Genomic DNA, 16,041 nt, shown 5'->3' with positions numbered 1-16,041 from the left:
CGCTTCAACGCGACGCGCGTCAGCTCTGACTTTTGCGCGCCTGGGGCGAGGATTGATGCGCGACAAGTGAGACGATGGCTTCGCGAATCCAGCGTTGGCCGACGTGTCCGTGATTGCGCTCATGCCACACCATTCCCACTGCAAAGCCTTCGACGGGGAATGGACAGTCCATCACTTCAAGCTGGTCCGCAGAGCCGCGCACCAGCCGTTCCGGCACCAGCGCCACGAAGTCCGAGTGAGACACGATCTCGGGGACAAACAGGAACGACGCCGCGGAGAGCACCACGTTACGCTTGTGTCCGAGAGCAGCCAAAGCGCTGTCCAGCGGCGTTGCGAAGCTGCCCCCGTCCAAAGACACGATCACTTGCTCCAGCTCGGCAAATTCAGCGACCGTGATTCCGTCCCGGAGCCGCGGATGCTTCCGGCGGCCGATCAGCACATAGCGTTCATCGAACAGATGGCGCGTGCGAAGACCTGGCGAGGCCGCCTGCGGCGTCATCAGCGCCAGATCCACATCGCCGCGCGCCATCTGCGCTTCCAACTGCGGCACGTCCAGATTGTGGATCGCGACGCGAACACCGGGCGCTCGCGTCCTGAGTTCCACAACGAGCGGCTTGACCACTGCCGCTTGCAGATAGTCCGTGCAGGCGATTGCGAAGGTCAGGTTGGCCTTCGCCGGATCGAAGTTCCTGTGCGAGGCGACCGTGGCGCGAACCTGGTCAAGGGCTTGGCGCAACGGATCGAGCAGCTCCATTGCCTTGACCGTCGGCGTCATACCTCGCTGGGCAGGAATTAGCAGCGGGTCGTCGAATTCGCGTCGGAGACGGTTCAGCTGGGCGCTGACCGCCGGCTGGCTGAGGTTCAATCGGGCAGCCGCCTTCGTGACGTTCCGCTCGACCAGCAGCGTCTCCAAGGTAACCAACAGATTGAGGTCCAGGCGCTTGGTATCCACCGCATGGATAGTAGCCGAACATTTTTATGATTTCCAATATAGCTCGCGCCAGCCGAGACTCCGTGATCAAGGCTGACACGCGGCGCGCCCCAACGCCGCCGTGGAGGTCGACCGGGACGGAAGCTGTCCCGCCCCCAACAAGGATAGCCAGAATGAGCCAAGCCAATACTTCCAAACCTCTGATCACCGTTGTTGGTGCCTCGAGCAAACAAGGCCGCAGCGTCGCCAATTCCTTGCTCGACAGTGGTCGCTACCGGGTACGCGCCCTGACGCGCCGCCTCGACAGTCAACCAGCGCAAGCCTTGGCGAAGAAGGGTGCCGAAGTCATGGTGGCGCCTCTTGAACTCGGCAGGCGGGCCGAACTGACCGAGGCAATGAAAGGCTCGGCCGGGGCGTTCTTGATGACGCCGCCCATCGTCAAGGTGCCGCCGGCGGAACCCGAACTCAATCTCGGCAAGGAGTTGGCCGATGCGGCGGTGGCGGCTGGCGTGGAGCACGTGGTCTTCAGCGGGCTCGAAAATGTCGAAGCCATCACCGGCGGCACCAAGTGGGCGCCGCATTTCACGGACAAGGCAAAGATTGAGGACTACATTCGCGGCTTGCCCGTCCGCAGCTCGTTTGTGTACTTGGCGTTTTACTACACCAACTTCCTGGAATACTACGTGCCGCAGGGCGGCGACCACAGCATAACGTTCGCCATTTACTTGCCGCCGGACATCCCCATGCCGTTCTGCGATCCGCTCACCGCGGCCGGCCCGGCGGTGCGCGAGATGTTTGACAATCCGGCGCGATACGCCGGCGAGGTCTTGCCGGTGATCGGCGAGTTCATCTCGGCGCAGCAAATGGTGGACACGTTTGTGCAGGTCACCGGAAAGGCCGCGCGCTACGCCTCTGCGTACTCGCGCGAAGACTTGCTGCGCCATTTTCCGAGCTTCGCCGGCAACGAGCATCTCGTGCGCGAATTGGTGGGTATGGTCGAATACGCCGTCGAATATGGCTACTACGCCCCTAAGCGCGATCTGGCCTTGAGCCGGAAAATCGATCCCAATGCTCTGACCTGGGAACAGTTCCTCAAGCGCAGCAAATGGCAAGGCGATCTGCTGTCCTATGGCGCCGCCGCCGAGGCCGAGCTCGCGCCGAGCTGAGAGCGGCGATGCTGCGCTTGCGTCCTGGTGGCGTTGCGGGTTGTTTCGCCTTCCGGAGTTGCGTTGAAAACACCTGGAGCGGCCCGAACGCCAAAGCACTCTGCCTCAATCCCGGGACGACAGCAGCCGTCCATATCTGCCCACGATCCTGAGGGCGGTCAGCCGGCCGCTCTGGAAGGCGCCCGTGTCGATGCCGAGCCGGCGCCCGTCGAGCGTTGGTGTGTCCACGATCGTGTGCCCATGCACGACCCAATGGTCGAGGCGGTGCGCCGCCGCCAGGAAATCCGACCGGATGTTGAGCAGGTCGGCCTCGTCCTGCTCCTCGAGCGCGATCCCGGGCCGGATGCCGGCATGCACGAACACGAACTCATCCGAGCAGACCATTACCGGCAGCGTACGCAGGAAGCCGGTATGGCCGACAGGTATCGCCTCGCGGATGCGCTCGTCGACCTCTTCGCTTGAAGCGTAGAGATTGGCGAGATGCGCCGGATCGATGCCATAGGAATAGAGGGTCTCCCGTCCGCCGACCGCGAGCCATGGCTCGCGCGACAGCGAGCCGTCAAGATAGTTGAGCATCGCCACTTCGTGGTTGCCGGCCAGGCAGACGCGCAGGAAGCCTTTTGGCGCCGGCGCCATCAGATGCTCGAGCACGCGGCGCGAATTGGGCCCGCGGTCGATATAGTCGCCAAGCATGATGATGACCTTGCGACCACGGAATCGCTGCGCGTCGAGCAGGATCTTCTGCTCCAGCGCGCGCAACTCGTCATAGCAGCCATGCACGTCGCCGATCGCGTAGACCACCGTGTCGCGCATATCCATCACCAGCCGTTCGCGCGGCACGGGTCGGGGTCGTCTCGATCGCTGGAACAGGCTCACGGATCGGGCTCGGCACTCAAGCTAGAGCAATTCCAGGAAAAGTGTGTAACGGTTTTCCGTCCGGAATTGCGTAAAAACAAATACTTAGAGCGGCTCAGCGATTCTATGAATCGCTGAACCGCTCTGGGATCGCGCGACGCGGAGCGCGGACCAAGTCTCGATATCAGCCGGATGCAAACAATTCCACACCGGGAGCTGCCGCGGAGGTCAGGCGACCTTCAGCCGGTAGCGGAACAGCGTGTGGTCGAGCAACAGCCGGATGCGCGGCTCGGCCTCGGCCGCCACCAGCCAGCTTGCCGCGATCATGGCGGTGCCGACGATCGGGATCGAGACGAGGTAGGGCACGCCCGCCCGGATCAGCGCGCCGAGCATCGTCGCGCCGACGACGTCGTGAATAAGGTAGAGCGGATAGGTCATCAGCCCGATCCGGCGCCAGCCGCGCCAGGAAAGATCGAGGCGCAGCGACCAAGCCATCAGCGCCACCGCGGCCAGGAAGATGATGATCGGCGGCGCGTAGGGCATCGCCGCCTCCACCTTGATGCTGTGCACGTCGACCGAGCTGACGATCTGCAAAACCCCGCCGGCAAGGAACAGGGCGCAGAAGCCGAGGCGCGGAACGGTCACCGCCTTGAAGCGCATCAGCCACAGCAACACGCCGACGGCGAAGAAAGCGCCATGATGCACGAGGGTGAGCTGCAGCCAGCGCGTCTCCGCGAGATCGGTCCAGCCGAAGGCGAAATAGAGGCACCAGAACAGCGTGCTGACGAGGCCGATGACAACGGCTATCGCCTCCATCAGGTCGAATCGGCCAAGCCTGAGCAGGATCCAGACGATGGCGTAGAAGGCGATCTCGATGCCGAGCGTCCAGTAGACGCTGTCCACCCATGGCTCGAAGGGCACGAACAACGCCGTGCGGGCAAGCCGCACAACGGCGTCCGTCGGCCAGGACAGGCCGACGAGCAGCAGCACGATCGCCGAGATCGGCGCGCAGACCCAGACCGCCGGCGCCAGCCGCCTGACGCGCGCCTCGAAGAACTTCAGCGGCGTCGAATTCTCGGCGCTGAAGGCGATGACGAAGCCGCTGATGACGAAGAACACCTGCACGCCGACCCAGCCGGAGCCGACGAAGGCCATCTCGGGATGGGCCGGGATGCCGCCGGTCGAGCGCGCCGAGACGCCGTCGGGAAATGCCCATACCCAGAAGCCATAGTGATAGAACATCACCATGACGGCGGCGAGGAAACGCAATATGTCGACGCCGCCGAATGTTGTCTTGTGCTGAGCCATGCCGTGCCTTCGGAATGGCCCCCCAGGCAAACTTTACGGGCTGTTGCTGCATTGCACAACAGTCGATTGCAGTGCGGGACGAATTCCTGAGAGCACCTGCCGTGGCGATCCCGCGCTGCGAAGGATTTAGATCCCGATGCCGCGACCTTTGAGCGCCGCCGTGATCTCGTCGAGGATCGCCGGATCGTCGATCGTCGCCGGCATGGTCCAGTCCTCCTTGTCGGCGATCTTCTGCATCGTGCCGCGCAGGATCTTGCCGGAGCGCGTCTTCGGCAGCCGCTTGATGGTCACCACCGTCTTGAAGGCGGCGACCGGACCGATCCGTTCGCGCACTAGCCCCACGACTTCGCTTTCGATGGCGCCGGTGTCGCGCGACACGCCGGCATTGAGCACGACGAAGCCGAGCGGCACCTGGCCCTTCATCGCGTCGGCGATGCCGATGACGGCGCATTCGGCGACGTCGGGGTGCGCGGCCAGCACCTCCTCCATCGCACCGGTCGAGAGCCGGTGGCCGGCGACATTGATGATGTCGTCGGTGCGGGCCATGACATAGAGGTAGCCGTCCTCGTCCATCATGCCGGCGTCGGCTGTCTTGTAGAAGCCGGGGAACTCCTCGAGATAGGCTTGCCGGAAGCGGGCATCGGCATTCCAGAGCGTCGGCAGGCAGCCGGGGGGCAGCGGCAGCTTGACCACGACATTGCCGAGCGTGCCGCGGGGTACTTCATGGCCGGCATCGTCGAGGATGCGGATGTCATAGCCCGGCATTGGCACGCCCGGCGAGCCGTATTTCACCGGCAACAGCCCGAGGCCCGCCGGGTTGATCGTCATCGGCGAGCCGGTCTCGGTCTGCCACCAATGGTCGATCACCGGACGGTTGAGCTTCTGCTCGGCCCATTTGATGGTTTCGGGGTCGGCGCGCTCGCCGGCAAGGAACAGCGTGCGGAATTTCGACAGGTCGTATTTCGGCACGAACTCGCCGCGCGGATCCTGACCCTTGATGGCGCGGAAGGCGGTCGGCGCGGTGAACAGCGCGACCACGCCGTGCTCCGAGATCACCCGCCAGTAGGTGCCGGCGTCCGGCGTGCCGACCGGCTTGCCCTCGAAAAGCACGCTGGTCGCGCCATGCAGCAGCGGCCCGTAGACGATGTAGGAATGGCCGACCACCCAGCCGACGTCGGAGGCCGCCCAGAACACCTCGCCCGGCTTGACGCCGAACTCGTTGTCCATCGTCCATTTCAGCGCGACCATGTGGCCGCCATTGTCGCGCACGATGCCCTTCGGCTGCCCGGTAGTACCGGAGGTGTAGATGATGTAGAGCGGGTCGGTGGCCAAGACCGGCACGCAGTCGACATTGGCTCCCGCCGCCCGCTCGCGGGCAACCGCGTCGGCATAGTCGAAGTCGTAATTGTCCTTCATCTCGCAGCGCAGCTGCTCGCGCTGCAGGATCAGGCAGGCGTCGGGCTTGTGCTTCGACATCTCGACCGCCTTGTCGAGCAGCGGCTTGTAGGCGACGACGCGGCCGGGCTCCAGGCCGCAGGAGGCGGTGACGATCAGCTTCGGCTTGGCGTCGTCGATGCGGGTGGCGAGCTCATGCGAGGCGAAGCCGCCAAAGACCACCGAATGAACGGCGCCGATGCGGGAACAGGCGAGCATGGCGATAGCCGCCTCCGCCACCATCGGCATATAGATGATGACGCGGTCGCCCCTGCCGATGCCGCGATGCCTCAGCACCGAGGCCAGCGCGACGACCTCGCGCTTCAGTTCGGCATAGGTGAATTTCCGGATCGTGCCGGTAATCGCGCTGTCATGGATCAGCGCCAGCTGGTCGGCGCGGCCGCCGGCGACATGGCGGTCGAGGGCGTTGTAGCAGGTGTTGCAAGAGGCGCCGACGAACCAGCGGCCGTAGACGCCGGCCGCCGGGTCGAAGACGCTTTCGGCCGGCGAATACCAGTCGATCGCCTTGGCCGCCTCGGCCCAGAACCCCGCAGGGTCGCGTTTCCAGCCCTCATAGACTTCGCGGTAGCGTGAGGCCATCGACTTTCCTCCCAGGAACATCTCGTCGTCTGGCCATAGCCTAAGCCGCTTCTCGCGGCCATGTCTCCCCGCATTTTGGTCGACGTCGCTTGGCAAATCTGCCCAAGGCAGCGCTTCCGCCTGGAGCGCCGTTCGGCCGGTCGCGGATAGAAAGCCGGCTTAGAGCGGTAGCGCCGCCAGCATCAGTCCGACGCCGCCGGCGATCAGAATGGCGGCCGCCAATGCCTTCCGATGGCGCTCGAAAGCCGTCGGAGCCCGATCCCAGTTGTAACGCATACTGTCCACTCCCCAAAAAACCCGGCGGATTCTTAGCTTACTTAAGGGAAGGATGGCAACCCTGACGGAGTCGCTGGCTTGACAGCGATCACAGCCGACCCTCATCCTTCCGCGGTGGACTGTTCTCTGGGGGATTTTGATGAAGAGAACCTACGAAAAGCCGCTGTTGGTCAAGCGCGAGACGCTGTCGAAGGTCGTTGCCGCCCCGAGTGGCCCGATCGGTCCGGCCGGCTGACCACCCGACGATCTGCTTGGCCCGGAAGCGGGTATTCTTCCGGGGCGCTCGTGAGAAGATCCGATCGCCCGCGCATTGCAGGGCCGCCATCAGGCGATGGACAGCACCCTTGCGCCGCGCTAATTCCACTTCGGCAAGGGAGCGGGCGTATGGCTGAAATCGGTTCTGAAACGGTTCTGCGGATGGCGGAAGACGCCTCCGTGCAGCATGTCGGCGACGGCGCCGTCGTGCTTCTGGCGCGCAGCGGCCAGCTCTACACCTGCAACGGCACCACCGAAGCCTTCCTCGACAAGGTCGATGGCGCGCGCAGCCTTGACCAGATCGTCGACCTGCTGTCGGACGAATTCGAAGTCGACAAGGCCACGCTCGATGAGGATATCGCCGCCCTTGCCGCCGAACTGGTGGCCGAAGGCATCCTTGCCGACCCGGGCGCGTGATGGCCGACGGACCGTTCCTGCGCACCGTTTTTCGCACCCATCTGTGGCTCAGCGCCCGCTTGCTTCCGGTGCTGGTCGCCCGGCGCGATTTCGAAAGCGTGCTGAAATTGGCGCCGCTGCGATTGCCCACACCCTATCGCGGTCTGCCATGGAGGTACATCGTCGCCCGGGTCAACCGAACGGTCCGGCGCCCTTGGCTCATGCGCGACCGCAGATGCCTCAGGGAAGGGCTGCTCGGTTTCCGCTTTCTGCGCATGGCCGGTTTCGACCCCGACCTGCACTTCGGTGTCGATGCCAAATCGATGCACGAGCCGCGCCTGTCGGCGCATTGCTGGGTCTGCCTCGACGGCAAGCCTGTGGTCAGCGACAGCCTTCCCGACATGGTTGAAATCTATCGCCATCCCGGCGGCAGCGTGAAGGCGCGCGCCGCTTGACCGGAGCGGCAACCAGCTTCCGCTATGACCTCGACGGCCAGGTCATCGGCATATCGGTAGAGCGCGCCGAGCTTTGGCCGAGCTTCGACCTGATGCTCGGCACCTTGCGTGTCGATGAAGCGGTCGACCCCGGTTTTCGCATCGATATCCGCGAAACGTCGGCGCTGCCGGAAAACCCGGCGGGCAAGCTCGCCTTCGACGGCGAGGTGCCGCTGGACGGCCATTGCCGGATCATCGACGCCGGAGACATCGTCCATCTGGTCTTTCCCGGCCTGCAGACGGCCTCGATCCATGCCTGTGAGGGCTCGGCCGAAATCCGCGTTCATCCCGACAGCAAGGTCAAATGGACGCTGCTGATGATGGTGCTGGATGCCGCGCTGGATGCTGCCGGGCAGCACATGCTCCATACCGCCGGCCTGACGCTGCCTGGCCGCGAGGCGCTGGTGCTGATCCACGCGCCGAGCGGCACCGGCAAGTCGACGACGTCGATGGCGCTGGCGTCGCTGGGCTTTGGCCTTTGCTCGGACGATGTCATGATCCTCGGCGCGAAAGCAGGGGGCGTCACGGCCTGGGGCATGCCGCGCAAGGTGAAGATCCATCGCAACACCGCGGCGATGCTGCCATTCCTCGCTCCCTGCCTCGGCGACAAATGGGACGCCGAGGGTGAGCAGGCCGTCCCGCTGGAGCGTCTTGCCGAGATCATCCGCGTCGAGGATGTGCGCGCGAGACCGGTCGCGGCGCTCTTGCATCTGGCGCGCTCGGCCGACGGCCAGACCAGGCTCATGCCCATGGCCAGGACCGATGCGATGGTTGCGCTTGCCACCGACAACGTCAGGACCGGCATGACCGGCCTCTTGCCGATGCAGAAACGGCGCATGGCGACGATCGCGGCGCTGGTCAAGGCAGTCCCGACCTTCACCCTGGAAGTCGGCTCGAGGCCGGAGGACACGGCGGCGTTGATCCGCGCCGTGCTTGATCAGGCTTAGACGGATACTTTCCATTGAAGGATCGCAGAGCCCGAAACGGGCTCTCAGGCCGGATAGGGCCTCGGCCGGGCCAACCGCTGGACCCAGCGGAAGGCGTCGCGGCTGAGGCGCGAGCGCATCTTGTCCCGTGAATTGACCCTGAGCAGCATGTTCCCGGTGATCAGCCACTTGGCGAGCCGTATTGAAAGATCGGGCTTGATGCGGTTGGCGAGCTCGATCGCGCGCGGTTCCTCGAACAGGCGTCCGGTCACGTTGAGGACGGTCGCCAGCTCGAGCTCGATGCCGGTCATGCGCGCGGTCTCGAGCAGGCGCGCTTCCGCCTCCGGCGACTGCAGCGCACGCACGCCCTGCAACACGTCGACGCAAAGCTGCAGCCGGTGGAATTTGTGGCCGCCGGCGGCGTGAACGATGGCGATGGTGAGCAGCGCCGCCGGCGTATTGGCCTCGCCGCCGTCGATGATTTCCAACTCGCGAAAGCCGAGCGACAGCCGCCGCCGCATGCCTGTGTCGTGCACCAGGTTGCCGTGCAGCTCTATCAGCAGGCTGGAGTTCTCCTTCTCCAGCCACTTGAACTCCTGCAACTCATGCGATTCCGCCTCGCCGCTGGCAAGCTTGAAGCCGCAGCCGGAAATGACGCTATTGGCCTCGCCGATGCTGGCGGGACCGACCAAAATGTCGATGTCGGTGAACGGCCGGTCGGCGGCATGGTGATAGAGTTTTCGCGCGAACACCGGACCTTTGACGATGCGGGCGGGAATGCCCTTCGCCGCCAGCGCCTTCATGATCCGGTCGCCGTGATATTGCAGCAGCATCGACTGCCCGGTCACCAGCGTCGCCTGATCGCGCAGCTCGGAGAGCTTCTGCCGCGGGACGGCATCTTCCGGCAGGCTGGCGTCGCCGATTTCCCGGAGCTTGCGCAGCATGATCGGCAGCACGCCGTGGAATTCGGCATTGGCGAGCAGCGCCGTCAAGCTGCTTGCCGAAAGATTCCGGCCACGGTCGGCCGGCACCTCGGGGTCGGCAAAGTCGAGCAGCAGTTTTTCATCGGCAGGCGAAAGCGGTGGCAGCATCAACCGGGCAACGTCGCGAATGGCATGCAAATTCCGCGAATATGGTCGCAGAAAAGTCATGGCGATGCCAGCGGGGCTACATCCCCCAGCGCAGCGCCGCCGTATGCACCGGGGCGTCCCACAGCGCCGTCGTCTCGTCGTCGAGCATCGTCAGCGTGATCGAGCATCCAGCCATGTCGAGCGAGGTGACGTAGGAGCCGACCAGCGAGCGGGCCACCGTCACACCGTTGCTCTCGAAGATTTCGCGGGCGCTGTTGTACATCAGGTAAAGCTCCATCGACGGCGTGCCGCCGAAACCGTTGATGAACAGCAGAGCCGGCCCCTTGGCGCGGTCGCCAAGATCGCCGAGGATCGCCGCGCAGATCTCCTCGGCGATGGCGTCAGCGCTCTTCAGCGCGTCGCGTCGCCTGCCGGGCTCGCCATGGATGCCGACGCCGAACTCCATCTCGCTGTCGCCGATCTCGAAAGTCGGCTTGCCCGCCGCCGGCACGGTGCAGCTGGTCAGCGCCACGCCCATCGAGCGCGTCGCCGCGTTGACGCGATCGCCGATTGCCTTGAGCTCGGGCAGCGCCATGCCTTGCTCGGCCGCGGCGCCGACGATCTTTTCCACCACCAGCGTGCCGGCGACGCCGCGCCGCCCGGTCGTGTAGGACGAATTCTCGACCGCGACGTCGTCATTGGTCACCACCTGCAGCACGCCGTCCAACATTTCGGCCGCCATGTCGAAGTTCATCACGTCGCCTTCGTAGTTCTTGACGATGAACAGGCAACCGGCGCCGGTGTCGACGGCCTGGGCGGCAGCCAGCATCTGGTCCGGCGTCGGCGAGGTGAAGACCTGGCCGGGGCAGGCGGCGTCCAGCATGCCGTGGCCGACCAGCCCGCCATGCAGCGGCTCATGGCCGGAGCCGCCACCCGAGATCAGCGCCACCTTGCCCGGCTTGAGCGTCTTGCGGCGAACGAATTTGTGCTCCTCGCCGAGCGTCAGGATGTCGGAATGGGCGGCGACGAAACCGTCGAGGCTTTCGGTCAGCACCGTGTCCACCGCGTTTATGAATTTCTTCATGGCAGTCCTCCCGAAATGATCTTTGATCTGCGCAATTCCGAACGGAAAAACCGCTGCACACTTTTCCCGGAATAGCTTTCTCAGCCGCTGCCCTTGCCGGCGATGCTGGTTATCTTCTGGATGAATTCGTTGATCGCCCGGTCGAGCGCGGCATTCTGCCTGTCGTCGCCGAAATCCGGCACGATGAGCGAGACGTGGCGCGTCTTGCGCGGCCCCGAAGCTGCCGGCAGCTTGCCGGGATGCGCCTGGTGGTAGGCGACCAGGAACTGGTCGCGCTCGGCCGGGCTGAAATGGCAGACGGAAAAGATGGAAGGCAAATGCTTCGACGGAATGGGGATCGAATAGGCCGGGCTTGAGATCTGCGTGACAAAGCTGCGATGCTTGCCGAGCGCATCGGCAAGCCGCTGGCGCATGCCGGAAGGCCGCTGGTCGATGACCTGCGACAGGATCGTCTTGTAGGCGCGGATCGCGTCTTCCGAACCGGCTTCCTGTATCTTGGCTGCCTTGGCCATGCCGTCCTTACACCGAAACATCCGCGATGGCCGCCTTGGCCATCGCAAGCTGGGCCGGAGCCACCGAAAGATCGCGCAGGCCGGCCTCGAGCAGCGCCGGGATGGCGGCCGGATCGCCGCCGGCATCGCCGCAGAGGCTGACCGGAATGTCTTTCTCCCGCCCGTATGCCGCGACCGCAGCGATCAGCCGCAGCACGGCGGGATGGCGGACTGAATTGAGAGACGCGACGGCCGTGTTGTCGCGCGCGGCCGCCATCACATATTGCGTCAGATCGTTGGAGCCGATCGAGAAGAAGGCGACGTTGGCGAAGGCTTCCGGCGCGATCGCTACCGATGGCACCTCGACCATGATGCCGAGCGGCGGTATTTCGTGCGCCATGCCGCGCGCGGCAAGCGCCGTCTGCTCTTCGGCGAACAGCGCCGCGGCTTGGGCGTACTCTTCGGCGGTGGCGATCATCGGAAACATCACCTTCAGATTGCCGTGTACGGCGGCGCGCAGCAATGCCCGGATCTGCACCCGGAAAACGTCGCGCCGCGCCAGCGACAGCCTGATGCCGCGCAGGCCGAGAAACGGGTTGGTCTCCTCGACGGTGAAACCCGGAACCGGCTTGTCGCCGCCGGCATCGACGGTGCGAATGGTCACCGGCTTTTCTCCGGCCCATTCCAGCACCTTGCGATAGGCAAGATACTGCGTCTCCTCGTCCGGCAGCGTCCTGCCGAACAGGAATTCCGTCCGCATCAGGCCGACGCCGTCACAGGTGGCGATATCGATGCCGTCGACATCGGAAGGGTAGGCGATGTTCACTTGCACCCGCACGGGCGTTCCGGTCTTGGTTGCGGCGGGCCGGGCGAGAAAAATCCGCGCCTTGCCCTGCCGTGCCGCGAAGGAGGCGGACGACTGCCGGAATGCGTCGCGTTCCGCAGGCGAGGGCGAGAGCACGATGCGGCCGTGCTCGGCGTCGAGCAGCGCGTTCCCTGCCGGTTTATCCGCGAACGCGCCAAGCCCCACCACCATCGGCACGCCGCGCGAGCGCGCCAGCATGGCGACATGGCTGGCCGAGCTGCCGGCCTTCAGCGCAATGCCGCCGCCGCTGCTCCAGTCGGTTTCGAGGAAGCGCGTCGGCGCGATGTCCTCGCCACAGAGGATGGCGCCGGGGGGTGCCGCCATGTCTCTGTCCTCGCTCAGCGACCGCAGTACCTGATCGCGGATGTCGCGCAGGTCGGCGGCGCGCGCGCGGAAATAGTCCTGGTCAGATGCATCGTAGCCGGCGATCTCGGCATCGAGCGCTGCCCGCCAGGCGACGTCGGCGGGCTCCCCGGAGCCGATCGACACGAAGGCCGGACCGCTCAGTGCGTCGTCCTCCAGCATCGCGATATGAAATTCGAGTATGCTGGCGGCGTCGCCGTCGGTGTTTTCGACCAGTAACGTTAGTCGGCTTACCGCCTTGCCGATAGCCGCCTGCAGCGCTGTCATTTCCTCCGCCGCGTTCGCCTTGCTTCTGTAGGCGGCCGGCGGCCGGTCGAGGTCGAACAGCGGCCCTTCGGCATAGCCTGGAGAGGCGGGAATGCCTTCAATCCGCATGGCCGGCATTCCTAGAGCAATTCCTGGAAAACTGTGACGCGGCTTTCCGTCCGGAATTGCGTAAAGACAGATGGCCGGAGCAGTTCAGAGGTTGCTGAACGGCTCCAGCGGACAGGAGGCCGCATCCGCCCGTTTCAAGCGGACCGGGCATGGTCCCTGTCCTCGTCGAAATCACGCTGCACCAGATCGACCAGCGCGCCGACCGCTTCGCTCGCGCCGTCGCCTCGCGCCCTTATGTGCAGCAAGGTCCCCTTCGGCGCCTTGGCCGCCATCACCTTGACGATGCTCTTGGCGTCGACCCAGGGGCCGTTGGCGGCGACGGCCACTTCCACCTCGGCCGCGAACGACTTGGCGAGCTTGGTGAACTTCACCGAAGGGCGCGCGTGCAGGCCCACCTCGTGGGTGATCAGTACCGTAGCTTCGGCGGATGCGGACATTCGGTCGGTTCCCGTTCACTCACGACGGCGACAATTCATGCGCGGTCGCCACCACTTCCTTGAGCGAGGCGCCGCCGGAGGATTCCGTCGCCGCCATCACCGCGCCCTCGACGATCGGCGCGTTGCAGACGACAATTCTGTGTGCTCGCGGCTCGCCGATCATCTCGACCGCCATCTCGCTGTTGGTCTCGGCGCCGCCGAGATCGACGAGGATCGCGACGCCCGCTTCCGACCAGGCCTTGTCGATCGCGCCCATTATCGCCTCGACGCTGGTGCCGAGCCCGCCATGGCCGTTTCCGCCGCACCACGCAAGCGGCACCTCGTCGCCAACCATCTGGCGCACCATGTCGGCCGTGCCTTCGGCAACCAGCGGCGAATGCGATACGATGACGATGCCGACATTGCTCATCAAGAACCCTCGATCGCTTCAGCGACTGCGCGCACCAAGAGCGCGGTCGAGCGCGCCCCGGCGTCCATATGCCCGATCGAGCGCTCCCCCAGGAAGGAGGCGCGCCCGCGCAGGGCCTTCATCGGCACGGTTGCGTCTGCCGCGTCATCGGCGGCGTCGGCGATTTCGCTGGCCGTCTTGCCTTGCGCCAGCGCCTCATACACCGGCTGCAGCACGTCGAGCATGGTTTTTTGTCCCGGCTGCGATTTGCCGCGCGCTGAAACCGCTTCGATCGCCTTGCCCAGCGCCGCCGTCAGCGCGGCGCGGTCGGGTGCCGCGGGCAATTCCTTGCCAAGCGCCATGAACAGCGTGCCGAACAGCGGACCGGAAGCACCGCCCACCGTCATCACCAGCTTGGTGCCTACAGCCTTCAGCGCGTCCGGCAGCGGCTTCTCGGCGATGGCCCCGGTCTCGGCGCGCACGGCCTCGAAGCCGCGCTTCATGTTCAGCCCGTGGTCGCCGTCGCCGATCGCCTGGTCGAGCGCGGTCAACTCGTCGGCGTGCGTCGCGACCGTGTCCGCCGCCGCCGCGATCAATCGTGAGAAGTCGGATGCGGCCATGCTCAGTCCTTCATGCCGGCGCGAACATGGCCGCCACGGCCGTGAAAGCTTCGGCCACCGCAAAGGCGCCTGGATCCGCTACGCCGTCAAGCTGCCGGCCGATATAGGCCGAGCGCCCCGCCTTCGCCTTCTGCATCGCCATGGTCGTCTCCGCGCCGTGCCGCGCGGCCGATGCGGCCGTTTCCAGCCCGCGTGCGTCGAGCGCCTTGAGCGCCGGCTCCAGCGCATCGACCATGGTGCGGTCGCCGATTTTCGCGCCGCCGTAGAAGGTCATCCGGTCGAGGCCGGCGAGCAGCGCCTTGCCGAGCGGCGCGCCGCCTCTGAGCGACTGGGCAGCGGCGGTGAAGAAGATCGACAAGAGCACGCCGCTGGAACCGCCCATCGAGGTTCCCAGCGTATCGCCGATCGCGGCGAGCGTTGCGGCCCTGTCGGCAAGCGGCAGCGTATCGAGGCGGTGAAGCACGCTGCGCGCGCCGGTCGCCACCGTCGACCCGGTGTCGCCGTCGCCGGCCTTGGCGTCCAGGCCGTTCAGCGTCTGTTCGAGCGAGATAAGTTTCTCGCAGACCGTGGCGATCAGCCGCTCGGCGCCCGCATCGCGGCTGGCCGGCCTGGCGGCGTCGCGAATGGCAGGTTTGGCCATTTCCACCACGACTGGCTGGCGAACCGGCTTCGCCGGCAGCCAGGCATGCGGGCCGACCGGCGCCGAGAGCGCCGCCTCGCGCTCGGCATCCAGCCTGATCAGCGACAGCGAGAAGCCGTTCATGTTGAGCGCGGTCATCAGATGTCCGGGGCCGATCGTCAGCGTCACCGCCTTTGCCAGTGGCGAGGCGAGCACGGCATTCGCGATGAGCGACATTTCCAGCGGCGGCACCGATCCGAGATTGTTGATCAGCAAGGCGTAACGGCTGTGCGGATCGAGCCGCGCGGCAAGCCGCTCGGCCATGATGGCGACCAGCTTGCCGGCGCTCTGCAGCGCGATGCGCTCGACGCCGGGCTCGCCATGGATGCCGAGGCCGAGCTCGCCGTCGTCGGCGCCAAAACGGTCTTCATGCGTCTGGCCCGGGATGGAGCAGGAGGAGAGCGAGATGCCGAGCGAAACGATGTCTTTCGCCGCCGCGCGCGCCGCTGCGGCAACCGATGGCAGGTCACGGCCGGCTTCCGAGAGGTGCCCGGCGATCTTGTGCACGAACAGCGTGCCGGCGACGCCGCGCGGCTGCGTGATGTCGGGCAGCGCGATGTCGTCGGCGACGATCACCATCTCGACCGCAAAACCTTCCGCGCGCGCCTTTTCGGCGGCGAGCCCGAAATTGAGCCGGTCGCCCGTGTAGTTCTTGACGATCAAAAGGCAGCCTGCCGGCCCGGTCGTCGCGCGGATCGCCGCCAGCACCGCTTCGACGCTCGGCGAAGCAAAGATCTCGCCCGACACGGCGGCCGTCAGCATGCCGGCGCCGACGAAGCCGGCATGCGACGGCTCGTGCCCGGCGCCGCCGCCGGAAACCACGGCGACCTTCGTCTTGTCCCAGTCGGACCGCAGCACGACCTTGATCTCGGGATAGCCGTCGAGGCGTGCCAGTGTGCCCGAACCTGCGGTGGCCAGAAAGCCGTCCAGCGCCTCGGTGACGATCGTCTCTTTGCGGTTGAAAAAGTGCTTCATGGATTTCGTCCAGTCCGTATCTGCGAGTCGTCAATCGGCGTGCGCGGCGTGCT

General features: G+C 65.6%; 17 protein-coding genes. 5 read left to right on the top strand and 12 right to left on the bottom strand.

What is annotated here, in order from left to right:
- Positions 1-19 precede the first annotated feature (19 nt).
- The gene (locus EJ067_RS13905; protein ID WP_126086230.1) at positions 20-952 is read right to left on the bottom strand and encodes a LysR family transcriptional regulator; all 933 of its coding nucleotides are present in this window, start codon (positions 950-952) and stop codon (positions 20-22) included.
- A 152-nt stretch (positions 953-1,104) separates the two neighbouring features.
- On the opposite strand from EJ067_RS13905, the gene EJ067_RS13900 reads away from it, so the two are divergent.
- Positions 1,105-2,097 (top strand): NmrA/HSCARG family protein, encoded by a 993-nt coding sequence (locus EJ067_RS13900; protein ID WP_126086229.1) that lies wholly within the window; start codon positions 1,105-1,107, stop codon positions 2,095-2,097.
- Between the two features lie 105 nt (positions 2,098-2,202).
- Here EJ067_RS13900 and EJ067_RS13895 read toward each other — a convergent pair whose 3' ends face one another.
- The 3 genes from EJ067_RS13895 to EJ067_RS13885 all read right to left on the bottom strand — a co-directional run bounded on the left by EJ067_RS13895 (position 2,203) and on the right by EJ067_RS13885 (position 6,294).
- The gene (locus EJ067_RS13895; RefSeq protein ID WP_348639533.1) at positions 2,203-2,937 is read right to left on the bottom strand and encodes a metallophosphoesterase family protein; all 735 of its coding nucleotides are present in this window, start codon (positions 2,935-2,937) and stop codon (positions 2,203-2,205) included.
- A gap of 243 nt (positions 2,938-3,180) precedes the next feature.
- Positions 3,181-4,260: an acyltransferase gene (locus tag EJ067_RS13890; protein WP_126086227.1), complete on the bottom strand. Its 1,080-nt coding sequence runs from the start codon at positions 4,258-4,260 to the stop codon at positions 3,181-3,183.
- Positions 4,261-4,386: 126 nt separating this feature from the next.
- Positions 4,387-6,294, bottom strand: coding sequence for a propionyl-CoA synthetase (locus tag EJ067_RS13885; protein ID WP_126086226.1), 1,908 nt, complete (start codon positions 6,292-6,294; stop codon positions 4,387-4,389).
- A gap of 415 nt (positions 6,295-6,709) precedes the next feature.
- Between EJ067_RS13885 and EJ067_RS13880 the strand changes: the two genes are divergently transcribed.
- From EJ067_RS13880 to EJ067_RS13865, 4 genes are all read left to right on the top strand, one after another.
- Positions 6,710-6,805 (top strand): putative RiPP precursor, encoded by a 96-nt coding sequence (locus EJ067_RS13880; RefSeq protein ID WP_126086225.1) that lies wholly within the window; start codon positions 6,710-6,712, stop codon positions 6,803-6,805.
- A 149-nt stretch (positions 6,806-6,954) separates the two neighbouring features.
- A complete protein-coding gene (locus tag EJ067_RS13875; RefSeq protein WP_126086224.1) occupies positions 6,955-7,242 on the top strand; it encodes a PqqD family protein in 288 nt (95 codons plus the stop codon).
- Entirely contained in the window at positions 7,242-7,676 is a 435-nt protein-coding gene (locus tag EJ067_RS13870; RefSeq protein ID WP_126086223.1) for a lasso peptide biosynthesis B2 protein, read from the top strand. Before EJ067_RS13875 ends, EJ067_RS13870 begins: the two co-directional genes overlap by 1 nt.
- A complete protein-coding gene (locus tag EJ067_RS13865) occupies positions 7,673-8,662 on the top strand; it encodes a serine kinase (RefSeq protein WP_126086222.1) in 990 nt (329 codons plus the stop codon). Before EJ067_RS13870 ends, EJ067_RS13865 begins: the two co-directional genes overlap by 4 nt.
- 44 nt (positions 8,663-8,706) lie before the next feature.
- Here the strand turns inward: EJ067_RS13865 and EJ067_RS13860 are convergent, their stop codons facing one another.
- The 8 genes from EJ067_RS13860 to EJ067_RS13825 form a co-directional block, all read right to left on the bottom strand.
- Complete coding sequence (locus EJ067_RS13860; protein ID WP_126086221.1) at positions 8,707-9,732, bottom strand: nucleotidyltransferase family protein; 1,026 nt, start codon at positions 9,730-9,732, stop codon at positions 8,707-8,709.
- A gap of 76 nt (positions 9,733-9,808) precedes the next feature.
- Positions 9,809-10,795 carry a dihydroxyacetone kinase subunit DhaK gene (gene dhaK, locus EJ067_RS13855; RefSeq protein ID WP_126086220.1) on the bottom strand — a complete coding sequence of 329 codons (987 nt, stop codon included), beginning with the start codon at positions 10,793-10,795 and terminating at the stop codon, positions 9,809-9,811.
- Between the two features lie 80 nt (positions 10,796-10,875).
- Positions 10,876-11,307 carry a hypothetical protein gene (locus EJ067_RS13850; protein WP_126086219.1) on the bottom strand — a complete coding sequence of 144 codons (432 nt, stop codon included), beginning with the start codon at positions 11,305-11,307 and terminating at the stop codon, positions 10,876-10,878.
- Between the two features lie 7 nt (positions 11,308-11,314).
- On the bottom strand, positions 11,315-12,898 hold the full coding sequence (ptsP, locus tag EJ067_RS13845; protein ID WP_126086218.1) for a phosphoenolpyruvate--protein phosphotransferase: 1,584 nt from the start codon (positions 12,896-12,898) through the stop codon (positions 11,315-11,317).
- Between the two features lie 125 nt (positions 12,899-13,023).
- A complete protein-coding gene (locus tag EJ067_RS13840; protein WP_126086217.1) occupies positions 13,024-13,326 on the bottom strand; it encodes an HPr family phosphocarrier protein in 303 nt (100 codons plus the stop codon).
- A gap of 19 nt (positions 13,327-13,345) precedes the next feature.
- Positions 13,346-13,735, bottom strand: coding sequence for a dihydroxyacetone kinase phosphoryl donor subunit DhaM (dhaM, locus tag EJ067_RS13835; RefSeq protein ID WP_126086216.1), 390 nt, complete (start codon positions 13,733-13,735; stop codon positions 13,346-13,348).
- Positions 13,735-14,334, bottom strand: coding sequence for a dihydroxyacetone kinase subunit DhaL (dhaL, locus tag EJ067_RS13830; RefSeq protein ID WP_126086215.1), 600 nt, complete (start codon positions 14,332-14,334; stop codon positions 13,735-13,737). Before dhaL ends, dhaM begins: the two co-directional genes overlap by 1 nt.
- Positions 14,335-14,344: 10 nt before the next feature.
- Complete coding sequence (locus EJ067_RS13825; protein WP_126086214.1) at positions 14,345-15,988, bottom strand: dihydroxyacetone kinase subunit DhaK; 1,644 nt, start codon at positions 15,986-15,988, stop codon at positions 14,345-14,347.
- Positions 15,989-16,041 lie beyond the last annotated feature (53 nt).

It is taken from the genome of Mesorhizobium sp. M1D.F.Ca.ET.043.01.1.1 (assembly GCF_003952385.1).
Classification (GTDB): domain Bacteria; phylum Pseudomonadota; class Alphaproteobacteria; order Rhizobiales; family Rhizobiaceae; genus Mesorhizobium.
This window is presented reverse-complemented; position numbering and strand designations above follow the sequence as displayed.